This window comes from Ezakiella peruensis, assembly GCF_900215725.1.
Lineage (GTDB): Bacteria > Bacillota > Clostridia > Tissierellales > Peptoniphilaceae > Ezakiella > Ezakiella peruensis.
On record NZ_LT962469.1, the window covers coordinates 893,063 to 907,065 of the forward strand.

The window sequence follows — 14,003 nt, forward strand, 5'->3', positions numbered from 1 at the left end:
TTACCCCCCTTTTTTATATATGACTCTTTATAAGCCAGAAGTTATTTCTGTCCATATTTGGTCGTATATCTTGTTAAATTTACTCATATCCTTGTAAACAGTGAGCCTCTTTAGCTCCTCTTCTGATGGATATAAGTCATAAGCTAAAATCTCTTTTGGTAGCTTGTTCTTGACACTGTCAATAGGTGTGTTGTACATAAGGTATTCTGTATTTTGAAGTGCGTTTTCTTCCTCAAGCATAAAGTCAATAAATTTTTCTGCTGTTTCCTTGTGCTCAGCATTTTTAGGTATTGCCATAAAGTCAATTGCCATATTAGAGCCTTCCTTTGGAATAACAAATTTAAATTTGTTATTCTGACTCATAATTATCCCAGCATCACCAGAATAAACAACGCCTATACCAGCATCCTCGTTTACAAGAACGTCCTTGATTTCATCACCTAAATAGGCATAGTTGATTTCTTTTTGCTTCAAGAGCTCTTCCTCTGCTTCTTTTAGCTCTGAAATATTATCAGTGTTAATAGAATAGCCCAGCTTTTTTAAGGCGATTGTCAAGACATCCCTTTGAGCATTGTATAAAACCATATCCTTATCATATTTTTCATTCCACAAGTCTGCCCATGCATGCAGGCCCTCCGGATATTTTTCTGAATTATATATAATACCTACTGTTTGCCACAGATACGGTACACCATAGTCCCCATTTGGATTGCACTCTTGCTTTATAAAGGTTGGATTTACAGTCTTTAGATTCTTAATATTGTTTTTATTTATCTTTTGTATTAAATCCTCTTTTATTAGTCGTTCAAGCATATAATCAGATGGAATTATAAGATCAATTTGCTCATTGGAATTTTTTAACTTTACAAACAAGTCTTCATTTGTAACATATTCATTATAAATAACTCTTATGCCTTCTTGGTCTTCAAATTTTTCTATAAGTGCGGGATCCATATAGTCCCCCCAGTTATAAATTACCAATTCTTTTTCATCTTGACCTTGGTCTTGCTCTTGGCAAGCCAGTAAAAATGAAGAAGTAATTATAACTATAATCATTAAAATAATATTAATTTTTCTTAGCTTTTCCAAGTTGGTTTTCTTTCTCCTTTTTATTTCTTAAATTTATAACCACTACAAGTGAAACCATAATGACAAACATAAGGGCTGACAAGGCATTAATAACTGGATTAATTCCGCGTCTAGCCATTGACCATACGGTTATAGAAATGTTTTGGATTCCGTTGCCTGTAGTGAAAAAACTTACAACGAAATCGTCAATTGAAAGTGTAAATGCCATCAAAGCCCCACTCAAAATGCCAGGTTTAATTTCCGGCAAAAGCACTTTAAAGAAAGCCTGTCTCCTATTGGCGCCCAAGTCAAGAGCAGCCTCGTATAAATTTGGGTCCATGCTGTAAAGCCTTGGCATTACATTAAATAGTACATAAGGGGTTAGAAAGGCAACATGGCTAAGAATAATAGTTACATATCCAAATCTAATCCTTAAGAAATTGTAAAGGGCAACTAAACTAACTGCAATAACTATATCTGGATTTAATATTGGCAAATAGTTTATATCTAGCATTATGCTCTTAAATTTTCCCTTTGAGCTATATAAACCTATTGCACCAACAGTACCAATTACAGTAGATATTGCAGTGGAAACTATGCCAATAAAAAATGTATTGTAAAAACTCATCAGCACTTGCCTGTTTTGGAATAGTTCCTTGTACCATCTAAGGCTAAATCCACCCCAGACAACGCGAGATTTGGTGGCATTAAACGAGTATACAATAAGGACAATAATTGGCATATAGAAAAAGAAATAGATTAGGTAGGTATAAAATTTCTTTAAAAAGTTTTTCATTAGATTATACCTCCTTCAAGCTTATTTTCAGTTTTCTTATTATCCGATAGCTTGATTAAGATCCAAATAATAATCATAAGAACAATGCTTATGGCCGAACCAAAATTCCAATCTCCAGTAAATCTGAATTGTTGTTCGATTATATTACCAATCAAGTTAAAGTTGTTTCCACCTAACAATTGGGATATAACAAATGTTGAAACTGCAGGTATAAAAGTCATGGTTATACCTGTTAAGACTCCACTTTTGGTCAATGGAAAAATAACCTTTCTAAAGACCTGTCCCTTGCTTGCACCCAGGTCATAGCCCGCTTCTATTAAGGAAGGGTCTAGTTTGGTAATAGCAGTAAAAATAGGCAGAATCATAAAAGGTAAAAAGTTATATATCATACCAATCATAATTGCAAAGTCATTATACATTAGCTCCATCTTTGCAAGGCCAAGGCTTTCCAAAAATTTATTTATAATTCCATTTCTTCCCAAAAGGGTTATCCAAGCATAGGTCCTTAGCAAAAAGTTCATCCACATTGGGATCATTACAAATAAAATATAATTTTCCTTGTTTGGAGACTCAGCAATAAAATATGAAAATGGATAGCCAATTATCAAGCATATTAGAGTTGAATAAAAAGCAAGTTTCAAACTCCGCCAAAGGATATTTAAATAAATTGGCTCAAAAAATCTCTTGAAGTTAGAGAGTGAAAAACTTGTCACTCCATTGTCTGTAACTGTAAAGCCCAGATATAAAATCAAAATTACAGGGATTACTATAAAGAGCATTGACCAAAATGTATAAATAATTTTATTTACGTTTAGTCTTCTCATGGCTACTTCCTCATAACATGGATATTTTCTGGTTCAACATCTAGCGAAACTGTAGAATCTTCACTGCTCGATAGGGTTGACTTAACCTTCCATATTTCACCATCAACATTTACGAGTATTTCATAGTGGACGCCCTTGAAGATTTCATTTTCAACGACGCCTTTTATTTTGCCATTATCGGTTTTTGAAATAATAATATCTTCTGGACGCAGGACAACATCAACTTTTTCTCCTGGTGTAAAGCCCTTGTCTACACATTTAAAAGTATGGCCTGCAAAAGTAACGCTGTAGTCGCCATTATAAGTTGCCTCTAAGATATTGCTTTCGCCAATAAAGTCTGCAACAAAAGCATTGGCAGGCTCATTATAAATGTCTATAGGCTTGCCAAGTTGTTCGATTTTTCCATCGTTCATAACTACAATACGATCGCTCATAGATAGGGCTTCTTCTTGGTCATGGGTAACGAAAACAAAGGTGATGCCAAGTTCCCATTGCATATTAATAAGTTCAGTCTGCATGCCTTTTCTCAATTTATTATCAAGGGCACCCAGAGGTTCGTCTAAAAGTAAGATTTTTGGTTCATTAACCAGAGCTCTGGCTATAGCAATTCTTTGTTGTTGACCTCCTGAAAGTGATGTAACTGCCCTCTTCTCGTAACCAGATAAGTTTACTAAGTCAAGCATTCTTGAAACTTTTTTCTTGATAGTTGCCTCATCAACTTTTTTAAGTCTCAAACCAAAGGCTATATTTTCAAAAACGTCTAAGTGTGGAAATAGTGCATACTTTTGGAAAACAGTATTTACTTTTCTTTCATTAGGTTTTAACTGAGTTATGTCTCTACCTTCAAAGAGGATTTGACCAGAGTCTGGTTGAATAAAACCACCAATCATGCGTAAAGTTGTGGTTTTACCGCAACCTGATGGTCCCAAGAGTGTAATAAACTCCCCTTCTCTGATGTCCAAATTTAAATCATCGAGTACGATTTGTCCATCGTATTCCTTATGAATATTTTGTAAACTTAAAAATTTTTCAGACATTTCATCACTTCCTTTTTTATAAAAATTATCATTAAAGTTTTAATTATAAAGATATTTGGTATAATAAACCCTAGGAGGTAGATATTGATGGCAAAAATACAAAAGAAAGTTGTTTTTGGATCTTCCATGTGTCCTGATTGTGCCCCTTTCAAAGAAAAACTTGAAGAATCTGGCATCAGATTTTTATACATGGATATCACATCGTCACTAGGGTATTTAAAAAAGTTTTTGGCTGTAAGAGAAAATTGCAAGGAATTTAATCCTATAATTGAATCTGGCAAAATCGGCATACCCTGCTTGGTTATCGGTGATAATGAAAGGCTTATCTTTGACCAAGTTGAACTCGAAAATTTTATTGCCGACGAATTAGCCAAAAATTAAATCCATAGACCCGAAAGGGTCTTTTTTATTGCAGATAATCCTATTTTCTGCAAGCAATAAATTTTATTTAATTAAGTGTTCTTCCCTGCTCTTATAAATTTCATCTTCAAGGCTTGCAAAATCAATTTTCGCTTCCTCTGCCAAAACTTGGTCCAAAGTTGGATTTGTCTTTGGATGCTTGGCAACAAAAACTGTACAACAATCCTCGTAGGGAAGAATTGAAGTTTCATAGGTCCCGTATTGTCTTGCTAATTCCACTATTTCGTTTTTGTCAAAGCATATAAGCGGTCTTAGTATCATTAAATCTGTAACAGGATCAACAACGCTCATGCCAGAGAGAGTTTGACTGGCAACTTGACCTAGATTTTCTCCCGTTACAAGTGCAGACCTATCGAGGTCCTTGCAAAGTCTTGTAGCAAGCCTAATCATAGACCTGCGTTGCAAAATCGTAGTAAATCTTATATCGCAATTCTTAGTTATCTCCTCTTGAATCTTAACTAGATTAAAGGAAAACAACATGGCATGTGGCTGATATTTTGAAGATAAAATCGCTAGATCTTTTGTCTTGTCAAAAGATTTAGCGCTTGTGAATGGATAAGAGTGAAAGTGTATAAAGTCACAAGATAAGCCACGCTTCATCGCAAGTATTGACGCAACTGGAGAATCTATACCACCAGACAAAAGCGACAAGGCTCTTCCATTTGATCCAACGGGCATACCGCCCATGGCTTTTATACGATTGCCAGATACAAAGGCGTTTTTTCTAATATCAACCCTTATAATTATATCTTGATTGTTTACATCTACTTTTAAATCCTTATAATGTTTTAGGATATGACCTCCAACCAGTCTTGAAATTTCAGGACTCTTTAGGGGGAATTTTTTATCTGCCCTTTTGGTCTCAACTTTAAAAGTTTTGACAACTGAGTTATCCCTTTCGTAATCCATAGCTGCAATAGCAGTTTCATAAATAGAATCCATATCTTGGTCAGTTTCAAACTGCAAAGAAATATAGGAAATTCCAAAGATTGGTTTTAAAAGTTCAATGGCTTTTTCATATTCTTCTGTGTATATATAAATCTTAGATTGGTCTTTTTTGAGTGAAATATCCAAATCTTTTAAAGCTGTTTTGATGTTTTTTATTAGGATATTTTCAAAGTATGGCCTGTTTTCTTTTTTTAGAGCAATCTCACCATAACTTAAAGATATGCATTTTCTCATAATATTAATCTCATCCTTTCAACAGCTTCTTTTATTTTTTCACATGCAAAATCCACTTCTTCAAGAGTATTGTAATCTGAAAATGAAAACCTAAGTGCTCCCCTGATATCTTCATCCGAAAGACCGAGAGCTAGCAGAGTCCTGGATTTTTTATGACCATTCTTGCTGCAAGCAGAACTTGTATTTACATATATTTCAGATTCTTCAAGCATGTGGACCAAGACTTCGGCCTTTATGCCCTTGAAGCTGATATTTAAAATATTAGGAACAGAATTTTCCGGTGAATTAATCCTTACTCCTGGAAAATCTTTTAAATTATCTATAAATCTTTGCTTTATAGATCCTACGTAGTCGATGTTTTTTTCTAAATTATTCACAGCGTCAGCAAGGGCTGCATTAAGTGCAAATATGCCTCCAACATTTTCTGTTCCCGACCTCATAGAAGATTCTTGACCGCCGCCCAAAATTTGCGGATGAATATGGGTGTCCTTCACATACAAGAGCCCAGTCCCCTTTAAGCCGTGGAATTTATGGGCACTTAGGGTAAAGCCATCACAATTTAATTCATTTAAATCTACAGGAGTCTTGCCAACAGCTTGGACTCCATCAACGAAAAATTTTATATTAGGATTTGTATTTTTAATTAGCCTGGAAATTTCCTGAACAGGATTAATGGCTCCAATTTCGTTATTTATAAACATAATTGCAACTAGTTTTGTATTATCTTTAATAGCTGACCTGACATCTTCTGGATCTATAATACCATTTTTTGCTTTTAAATAAGTAACTTCTCCACCTTCATTTTCAAAAAGCTTGGCTGACTCATATACAGCTGAGTGTTCATATTCGGAAATAATTAAATGGTCTTCTTTTTTCAAAAGCCCCTTGAAAAATAAATTGATGGACTCAGTGGCTGATGATGTAAAATATATTTCACCTTTTTTAATATTAAGTAAGTTTTTAATATTGTCTCTGGATTTTTTTAACTCAAAGAAAACCTCTTCGCCAAAGCTATGCAAGGCCGAAGGGTTTGCCCAGTATACATCACAAGATTTTAAAAATGCATCCACAGCATTTTTCGATGGCTTTGTGGTTGCAGCGTTGTCAAAATAAATCATATTTCACATCCTTTACACAAGATATATAATAACATAAAAAGTCTTTGAAATTCAATTGTTTTTAATATTTTTTATATTAAATTTATAATTTTAAATCGCCTTCTTTTATCCAGCCAATACTCTTAAGCAAATTGCAAAGTAAAAGCGATATTATAGCTGGTAAAATAATATGGACAAGGGCAATTGACAAATAAATTTTACTTGCCACCACTCCATCAGCAGTCATAGATGTAATAGTTCCAATTTGTCCAACTAAACCTGATGTTCCCATACCCGATCCGATTGGTATGTTGGTCATTTTAAAAACTACAGAAGAGATTGGTCCAGTAACAGCAGCGGCAACTGTAGGTGGAATCCATATCTTCCAGTTCTTAATAATGTTTGGTATTTGAAGCATAGAAGTCCCAAGTCCTTGGCTAATTAAACCGCCGATTCCATTTTCTTTGTAGCTCATAACTGCAAAGCCGATCATCTGTGCTGAGCAACCAGCTGTTGCAGCGCCTCCTGCTAGACCGGATAATCCAATCATCATGCATAAGGCAGCTGAGCTTATAGGAAGTGTTAATACCATGCCAACAATTACTGATACGACTATACCCATAAAAAACGGTCTCATTTCTGTGGCGAGCATTACAAGTTCGCCCAATTTGATCATGACCTTTGAAAGTACAGGTCCAATTGTAATTGCAGCAAGTGTTCCCATAAGTATTGTGCAAATTGGCGTAACCAAAATATCAACTTTTGTTTCACCTGCCACAAGTTTACCAACTTCAACAGCAATTATTCCCGCAAACCATGCGCCAACTGCACCACCCATTTCATTGCCTATATAGCCAGTTATTATGGATGAATAAATTACCAGGGCAGGCGCCTTCAAGGCGTGAGCAACTGCTACTGCAATGGCAGGCCCTGTCATTAATTTCGCCGCATCCCATATAGTCGTTGATAGGATCTCAATATTAAATTGCGTGCCTATGGTATTTAAAATTGTCCCAACCAAAAGCGAACAAAATAAACCCATAGCCATGGCACTTAAAGTATCTATAAAATATATTTTAGCTGAAATATTAACGCCTTTTTTCTTTAAAAATTTACTCATCTTCCCCTTTTATCCTCCTTAGGTATTCTGTCATTTCTTTTTCATATCCTATATCTTTAGGCTCATAAAATTTTATGTTTTTGATTTCATCAGGCAAATAAGACTGGTCTACATATCCATTTTTAAAACTATGGGGATATATATATCCGCCAACGCCCAATTTTTCAGACCCTTGATAGTGGGCGTCTCTCAAATGGTTTGGAACTTTATATGAACCATTTTTTCTAATGAAACTCATGGCCTCATTAATGGCCAAATATGAACTGTTATTTTTTGGAGCGCAAGCTAAATAAACTGCAGCTTGGACCAAATTAATTCTAACTTCAGGCATGCCTATAACCGTAGTTGCATAAAAGGCATTTGTTGCTACACTTAAAGCCATGGGGTCAGCATTTGAAACATCTTCACTTGCAAATATCACCATGCGTCTGGCTATAAACCTAGGATCTTCTCCTGATAAAAGCATCTTGGCCAAATAAAATATAGCTGCGTCCGGATCGCTGCCCCTCATAGATTTTATAAAAGCAGAAATCGTATCGTAATGCTCATCAGTTGAATCATATTTGAGGGTCGCATTCATAAAATTATCCCTGACAGTGTGCTCATCAATGTAAAGATTATTGTTTTCATGCCTTCCGTTTAAAACTGAAACTTCAAAGCTATTTATAAGCCTCCTGGCATCGCCATCAGCACGCTTAACCAAAAACTCTTTGGCCTCTGGACTTATCTCTATAGTTAAATTATTTTCTTTAGAATATAGATTTAGGGCCCGGCCTAAAAGCTCTTCAAGCGCATCTGTATCCAAAGATTTTAATTCAATTAAAATCAACCTAGATATCAAAGCCTTGTTAACTGCAAAAAATGGATTTTCTGTAGTAGCTCCAATTAGTACAAGGTCGCCCGCCTCAACATAGGGAAGCAAAAAATCTTGTTGAGAAGTAGAAAACCTGTGGATCTCGTCTACAAATAAAATACTTCTACCCATATTCATCCGCAAGTTTTCTGCTGATTTTTCAACCACCTCGCGAAGCTCTTTGATACCAGAGCTAACTGCACTAACCTTAAAGAAATTCATATTCATTTCCTTGGCAATTATCTCTGCAATTGTAGTCTTGCCCGTTCCCGGTGGCCCGTATAATAAAATAGATGGCAGGTTATTTGTCTTCATAGCATTTTTAATCATACCGCCATCTTTTGTTATTTCATCTTGTCCTAGGACATCATTCAAAGTTTTTGGCCTTAGCTTTTCGGCTAAGGGAGCAAATTTTTCTCTTTGATTTTGCCTGTTATATTCAAATAAATCCATGCCTACCTCCACCCATCATTTTAACAGATATAAGTATAGTTTTCAATGTAATATTATTAATTATATTAGAATTAGTTTTATTGACAACAGTTCTCTAATAGAGTATACTTTTTAGTAACCAGGGAAAGCATTGTTGAAAAATATCTGCTTAATTTAAACTCTTGGTACATATATAAGGAGTATTATGATTTATTTAAATTGCGATTACAACGAAGGTGCTCATCCAAAAGTACTTGAACGTATAGTTGAGTCTAATAACACCCAAGAATTTGGTTACGGTAATGACTCTTATTCTGCTCATGCAAAAGAATTAATAAAGAAGGCTATTAATCGTCCAGATGCTAATATACATTTTATGGTTAGCGGAACGCCTACAAATGTTGCCTTTATAAGTCATATTCTTAGGCCATACGAAACTGTCCTTTGTGCTCAAGTAGGACATATTAATGTTCACGAATCAGGATCTGTTGAGGCAAGAGGCCATAAAGTAACTACTATATCAAAAGACGACGGAAAACTAAAACCTGATGATATTCAGAATTTTATCGATGCTGTTTATAGTGAGCCAACTTGCCATTTAGTAATTCCAAAAATGGTATACATTACAATTCCTACTGAGATAGGAACTATGTATACAAAATCAGAATTAGAAGACATATATAAAAAATGTCAAGAGCTCAATTTATACTTATATGTTGACGGGGCTAGACTTGGCTACGGCCTCACATCAGAAGGCTGCGACCTCGACCTAGAAACTATAGCAAATAATTGCGATGCTTTTTATATTGGAGGAACCAAATGCGGCGCCCTATGTGGTGAAGCTATCGTCCTTTTAAGAGATGATTTTGAAGTCAATTTTTTAAATAGTGTAAAACAAGCTGGCCAATTACTTGCAAAAGGTCGCTTGCTAGGTTCGCAATTCGAAGCACTCTTTACCAACAATCTATACTTTGATATATGCAAAAATGCCAATAGACTTGCTATTAAAGTCAGAGATGCACTAGAAGCAAAGGGTATTGAGTTTGAAGTACACTCAAATACCAACCAACAATTCCCTATCCTTCCAAATTCTTTTGTAGAAAAACTCAAAGACGAATTTGCCTTTGAATTTGAAAAGAAAATTGACCAAGATCATACATGCTATAGAATTTGCACTTCTTGGGCGACTAAAGAAGAAAACATCGATAAGCTAATTGGAAGGATCAATGAACTCTTATAAATTGTAAATTTTATAGATTATATTATTTTAAAAGTGCCCGATAAAAATCGAGCACTTTTTTTATAAAAAAATCTGGCTAAGACCAGCCAGATTTTTAAATTTATTTTTATATTTATTTCGCAGCTTTTTTAACAGCTTCAGCCACTGCCTTTGGTACTTCCATATCCATTGGTTCTGGAATAACAAAATCTGCTGATAACTTATCTCCTACTTGATCTGCAATTGCATGTGCAGCTGCCATCATCATCTCTTCAGTTATTTGAGCTCTTGCATCAAGGGCTCCTCTAAATAAACCTGGGAAGCATAGAAGGTTGTTAATTTGGTTAGGAAAATCACTTCTGCCAGTTCCAACTACATAAGCCCCAGCTTCTTTGGCTTCGTCTGGGAAAATTTCTGGAATTGGATTAGCCATAGCAAAAATTATAGCCTTTTCATTCATTGTTTTAACCATTTCTTGAGTCAAAGCTCCTGCAACACTTACGCCGATAAATATATCAGCTCCCTTGATAGCATCTGCGAGCTTACCTTGTTCGTTATCTTTATTTGAAATTTCTGCAATTTCATCCTTTAGCCAGTTGTTATTTGGATTTCCTCTGTAAACGATTCCCTTAGAGTCTAGGATGATATTGTTTTTAATCCCTAGGGCTCTAAGCATTTTTAGAATTGCTACACCTGCTGCACCACATCCGTTGATAACAGCTTTTACATCTTCAGGTTTTTTATCAACAATCTTTAGAGCATTAATAATTCCTGCTGTAACTACAATTGCAGTTCCGTGTTGGTCGTCATGGAAAACCGGTATATCAAGTTCTTCTTTTAGTCGTCTTTCAATTTCAAAACATCTAGGTGCACCAATATCTTCAAGGTTAATCCCGCCAAAAGTTGGAGCAATATGTTTAACAGTTTCAACAATTGTATCCACATCATTTGTATCAACTAAAATTGGGAAAGCATCTACATTGCCAAAATGTTTAAATAAAATTGCCTTTCCTTCCATAACAGGCATACCTGCTTCTGCACCGATATTACCTAGTCCCAAAACAGCTGACCCATCTGTAACAACAGCAACCAAGTTGCCTTTAGCTGTGTACTTATAGACATCTTCTTTATTTTCAGCAATTTTTTTACATGGTTCTGCAACACCAGGTGTGTAAAGTAATGCCAAGTCATCCTTTTCTTTTAGTTCATACTTTGAATAAACTGCAATCTTTCCTTGATAATCTTCGTGCAATTTTAAAGCCTTAGCTTTATAATCTTGATTTTCCATTTTTACCTCCAAAAATTTCATAATATATATCATCCCCAAATTCTAAGGGGTTGATGTCCCTATCAAAAATATATTTAACTCCCTCTTCATTTAAAACTGAAGCGAGAAATGTGCTGATCCCACCTGAATCAAAAGTTTTTAAATCAGCTGCGGTATTGTAACCAGAATCCTCCAACCTTATCAAAACATTATGAAGAGATCTTATAAGTAACTCGCCTTCAAAAGGACTTGTCTTACAATGCCTACCACAAATGATATTAGAGCAGTTTTCACGTGGCTTTGACAATATCAATCTGAGCTTTTTATTATCTGGCAATACCCTATTAAATTCAATTCTATAGATGTAATAAAGGTTAGTCCCTTTCGGTAATACTTTTTTATCAGCTTCATCATAAAAAGTACAACCTAAAACTGACAAAATACCCATGCCCAAATCATTAACCTCAAGGTTCCTGAGATCAAAGTATATATTATCATACTTTTCAAATAAAGTCATCAGCTCTTCTCCAATTTGTATGGAATCGGCTGATAAATTTAGCATATTAGATTTTTCCGGTGTAAGTAAAATTGAAGACTCTCCTATAACTTTAAAAAAATCGTCGGATAAAATCTTGTCTCCAAAAAAATATATCTCATCAATCATATTGAAATCACTTTTTTAAAATACTTATAATTAGTAAAAACTTGCATATACATCCATTTTCATCTCCTTTTATCATATACCCACTTTAATATTTTTTCAACATTTGTGAAATCTTCACTTTTATTTTTTTATTTTTTCTGCTACAATGGACTTACGCTAAGGAGGCTTTTATGAAAAATAATCAAAATGCAAAAAGATTTAAATCTTACTTATTAATTTTTATTGGTATTTTACTTGTAGGTGTTGGCGTATATTTTTTCCTTATGCCAAATGATATTGCAGCTGGTGGAGCTTATGGTCTCGCGGTTGTCTTATCCTCTTTTATAAACTTAGAAGTTGGTACAATAATGATAATTGTGAATATATTCTTATTTGCTATTGCTTTTTTACTTATAGGTCCCGCCTTTGGAGCAAAAACCATTGTAGCAAGTCTTGGAACATCTGGTATTGTTAAAGTTCTCGAATGGATGTACCCCAATCAAGCTTCCCTCTCTGGAGATATAATGCTTGACCTATTCTGTGGTGTAATTATTTCTGCTGTTGGTATAGGCATTGTATTTAACCAAGGTGCTTCAACAGGAGGTACAGATATTCTGGGCAAGATAATAAATAAATTTACCGGCATCGACCTTGGTCGTGCTGTTTTATACGCTGACTTAGCCATTACACTCGTTGCAGGTATAGCCTATGGCAGCAAGATTGGTCTTTATTCATTATTTGCTGTAATTATTAATGGAATTATTATTGACTTTACCATCGATGGTATGAACCTATCTAAAGAAGTTACTATTGTTAGTCAAAATATCGAGCCAATCGTTAACTTTATCCACAATGATTTGGTCCACACTTGTACTTTATATCATGCAGAAGGAGCATATTCAAAACAAGATATCAAAGTTATTGTCACCATTATAGATAGAAGATCACTAGTCCTATTAAAAAATTTCTTGAAAGAAAACGACCCAAATGCTTTTGTATGGATTAAAAACTCCAGCGAAGTTTTAGGCTTAGGTTTCAAAAGCATTTTAGACTAAGGAGGAATTATGCACAAAAAAATTGTTTTAATATTTATTTGCCTGTCCCTCTTACTAACTCTCAATATAAAAGCTGATAACGAAGAGATAGAGGTAAGTGACTTTGTACAGAAAGTAAGTATAGGCCAGGCAAGCGTTGACCTGCCCTCAATTGTTTATAACAATGAAAACTATGTTAAGCTCAGAGATTTTTCAATACTTTTAACAAATATAAACAAAGATTTCAAGCTTCTTTACAACAATAAAAATAAACAAATATCTGCAATTACTGCCTATCCTTATGAGCCAATCGGCGATGAATTACAAAAATTAGATAAGGTAAAATCAGCAACTATAAGTGATGCCCGCTTTGATATTGATAATATAAATCAAGATTTAAGTGCAATATTAATTGCCGGACACAATTACTTTAGGCTAAGGGATTTAGCTGAAGTCTTCAATATTGAAATCACTTACGATATTTCAGAAAGGACTGTTTATATGGAGGCTAAGGATATGTCAGTTGAAAAGGTCGAGGCTGGAACATCACTCAACTACAAAACTATAGAAACCAAAGAACCACTAAACAAAGAAGGCTATGTTTACAAGGTAAAAGACGGCAAGCTAACAATCACCTTCTCAAAACAATTTAACACTGGTGGATATCAGTTGAGATGTGAACGCGTTGTATACGATGGTAAGGATGTAGTTATTAGACCACTTGTAATAAGTCCACCAACTGACGCCATGGTTACGCAAGTAATTTCTTATCCTAACTGTACTATAGAAGTAGATGTAAAAGGTGTTGACAAAGACTTTGGTGTAAAAGTAGTTGACATTGAAGCAAATACAGTTGATAAATAAAATTATAGCTCTGCTTAGCGATTATATTTTTCGCTGATTGGGGCTTTTTTATTTGCAAAACAAAACTTATAGGAGTATAATTAAATAAATGATAAGTCTTATCATTAGGTTTCCTAGGTTGCCTTAAAAACTTAAATATAAATTAAG

General features: G+C 34.7%; 14 protein-coding genes. 4 read left to right on the forward strand and 10 right to left on the reverse strand.

Translation table 11 applies throughout. The features are described 5' to 3' along the window. Positions 1–27: 27 nt before the first annotated feature. From CUU59_RS04335 to potA, 4 genes are read right to left on the reverse strand one after another with little or no spacing between them, the layout of a single operon-like run. Complete coding sequence (locus CUU59_RS04335) at positions 28–1,089, reverse strand: ABC transporter substrate-binding protein (protein ID WP_099950771.1); 1,062 nt, start codon at positions 1,087–1,089, stop codon at positions 28–30. Beyond that, positions 1,067–1,864, reverse strand: coding sequence for an ABC transporter permease (locus CUU59_RS04340; protein WP_099950772.1), 798 nt, complete (start codon positions 1,862–1,864; stop codon positions 1,067–1,069). The genes CUU59_RS04335 and CUU59_RS04340 overlap by 23 nt, the downstream gene beginning before the upstream one ends. Then, the gene (locus tag CUU59_RS04345; protein WP_099950773.1) at positions 1,864–2,688 is read right to left on the reverse strand and encodes an ABC transporter permease; all 825 of its coding nucleotides are present in this window, start codon (positions 2,686–2,688) and stop codon (positions 1,864–1,866) included. The genes CUU59_RS04340 and CUU59_RS04345 overlap by 1 nt, the downstream gene beginning before the upstream one ends. Positions 2,689–2,690: 2 nt before the next feature. Next, positions 2,691–3,725 carry a spermidine/putrescine ABC transporter ATP-binding protein gene (gene potA, locus CUU59_RS04350; protein WP_099950774.1) on the reverse strand — a complete coding sequence of 345 codons (1,035 nt, stop codon included), beginning with the start codon at positions 3,723–3,725 and terminating at the stop codon, positions 2,691–2,693. An 87-nt stretch (positions 3,726–3,812) separates the two neighbouring features. Between potA and CUU59_RS04355 the strand changes: the two genes are divergently transcribed. Then, positions 3,813–4,106 (forward strand): glutaredoxin domain-containing protein, encoded by a 294-nt coding sequence (locus CUU59_RS04355; RefSeq protein WP_099950775.1) that lies wholly within the window; start codon positions 3,813–3,815, stop codon positions 4,104–4,106. Positions 4,107–4,169: 63 nt separating this feature from the next. Here CUU59_RS04355 and thiI read toward each other — a convergent pair whose 3' ends face one another. The 4 genes from thiI to CUU59_RS04375 all read right to left on the reverse strand — a co-directional run bounded on the left by thiI (position 4,170) and on the right by CUU59_RS04375 (position 8,850). Then, positions 4,170–5,327 carry a tRNA uracil 4-sulfurtransferase ThiI gene (gene thiI / locus CUU59_RS04360; RefSeq protein ID WP_099950776.1) on the reverse strand — a complete coding sequence of 386 codons (1,158 nt, stop codon included), beginning with the start codon at positions 5,325–5,327 and terminating at the stop codon, positions 4,170–4,172. Then, positions 5,324–6,445: a cysteine desulfurase family protein gene (locus CUU59_RS04365; protein ID WP_099950777.1), complete on the reverse strand. Its 1,122-nt coding sequence runs from the start codon at positions 6,443–6,445 to the stop codon at positions 5,324–5,326. The genes thiI and CUU59_RS04365 overlap by 4 nt, the downstream gene beginning before the upstream one ends. A gap of 82 nt (positions 6,446–6,527) precedes the next feature. Continuing rightward, entirely contained in the window at positions 6,528–7,544 is a 1,017-nt protein-coding gene (locus tag CUU59_RS04370; RefSeq protein ID WP_099950778.1) for a PTS sugar transporter subunit IIC, read from the reverse strand. Further along, positions 7,537–8,850: a replication-associated recombination protein A gene (locus CUU59_RS04375; RefSeq protein WP_099950779.1), complete on the reverse strand. Its 1,314-nt coding sequence runs from the start codon at positions 8,848–8,850 to the stop codon at positions 7,537–7,539. The genes CUU59_RS04370 and CUU59_RS04375 overlap by 8 nt, the downstream gene beginning before the upstream one ends. A gap of 184 nt (positions 8,851–9,034) precedes the next feature. On the opposite strand from CUU59_RS04375, the gene CUU59_RS04380 reads away from it, so the two are divergent. Next, positions 9,035–10,069, forward strand: coding sequence for a threonine aldolase family protein (locus CUU59_RS04380; RefSeq protein ID WP_099950780.1), 1,035 nt, complete (start codon positions 9,035–9,037; stop codon positions 10,067–10,069). 112 nt (positions 10,070–10,181) lie between these two features. Here the strand turns inward: CUU59_RS04380 and CUU59_RS04385 are convergent, their stop codons facing one another. Both CUU59_RS04385 and CUU59_RS04390 read right to left on the reverse strand, forming a co-directional pair. Further along, the gene (locus CUU59_RS04385) at positions 10,182–11,336 is read right to left on the reverse strand and encodes an NAD(P)-dependent malic enzyme (RefSeq protein ID WP_099950781.1); all 1,155 of its coding nucleotides are present in this window, start codon (positions 11,334–11,336) and stop codon (positions 10,182–10,184) included. Next, positions 11,317–11,979, reverse strand: coding sequence for a glycerate kinase (locus CUU59_RS04390; RefSeq protein WP_099950782.1), 663 nt, complete (start codon positions 11,977–11,979; stop codon positions 11,317–11,319). Before CUU59_RS04390 ends, CUU59_RS04385 begins: the two co-directional genes overlap by 20 nt. 170 nt (positions 11,980–12,149) lie before the next feature. Between CUU59_RS04390 and CUU59_RS04395 the strand changes: the two genes are divergently transcribed. Next, positions 12,150–13,013: a YitT family protein gene (locus CUU59_RS04395; RefSeq protein WP_099950783.1), complete on the forward strand. Its 864-nt coding sequence runs from the start codon at positions 12,150–12,152 to the stop codon at positions 13,011–13,013. Between the two features lie 9 nt (positions 13,014–13,022). Next, a complete protein-coding gene (locus CUU59_RS04400) occupies positions 13,023–13,856 on the forward strand; it encodes a protease complex subunit PrcB family protein (RefSeq protein ID WP_099950784.1) in 834 nt (277 codons plus the stop codon). The last annotated feature ends 147 nt before the right edge of the window (positions 13,857–14,003 follow it).

What these genes read in the sequence shown, in the direction of transcription:
- CUU59_RS04340 (WP_099950772.1), bottom strand. Translation starts at nt 1,864, where the DNA reads ATGAAAAACTTTTTAAAGAAATTTTATACCTACCTAATCTATTTCTTT.
- potA (WP_099950774.1), bottom strand. Translation starts at nt 3,725, where the DNA reads ATGTCTGAAAAATTTTTAAGTTTACAAAATATTCATAAGGAATACGAT.
- CUU59_RS04400 (WP_099950784.1), top strand. Translation starts at nt 13,023, where the DNA reads ATGCACAAAAAAATTGTTTTAATATTTATTTGCCTGTCCCTCTTACTA.
- thiI (WP_099950776.1), bottom strand. Translation starts at nt 5,327, where the DNA reads ATGAGAAAATGCATATCTTTAAGTTATGGTGAGATTGCTCTAAAAAAA.
- CUU59_RS04370 (WP_099950778.1), bottom strand. Translation starts at nt 7,544, where the DNA reads ATGAGTAAATTTTTAAAGAAAAAAGGCGTTAATATTTCAGCTAAAATA.
- CUU59_RS04365 (WP_099950777.1), bottom strand. Translation starts at nt 6,445, where the DNA reads ATGATTTATTTTGACAACGCTGCAACCACAAAGCCATCGAAAAATGCT.
- CUU59_RS04390 (WP_099950782.1), bottom strand. Translation starts at nt 11,979, where the DNA reads ATGATTGATGAGATATATTTTTTTGGAGACAAGATTTTATCCGACGAT.
- CUU59_RS04345 (WP_099950773.1), bottom strand. Translation starts at nt 2,688, where the DNA reads ATGAGAAGACTAAACGTAAATAAAATTATTTATACATTTTGGTCAATG.
- CUU59_RS04385 (WP_099950781.1), bottom strand. Translation starts at nt 11,336, where the DNA reads ATGGAAAATCAAGATTATAAAGCTAAGGCTTTAAAATTGCACGAAGAT.
- CUU59_RS04395 (WP_099950783.1), top strand. Translation starts at nt 12,150, where the DNA reads ATGAAAAATAATCAAAATGCAAAAAGATTTAAATCTTACTTATTAATT.
- CUU59_RS04355 (WP_099950775.1), top strand. Translation starts at nt 3,813, where the DNA reads ATGGCAAAAATACAAAAGAAAGTTGTTTTTGGATCTTCCATGTGTCCT.
- CUU59_RS04380 (WP_099950780.1), top strand. Translation starts at nt 9,035, where the DNA reads ATGATTTATTTAAATTGCGATTACAACGAAGGTGCTCATCCAAAAGTA.
- CUU59_RS04375 (WP_099950779.1), bottom strand. Translation starts at nt 8,850, where the DNA reads ATGGATTTATTTGAATATAACAGGCAAAATCAAAGAGAAAAATTTGCT.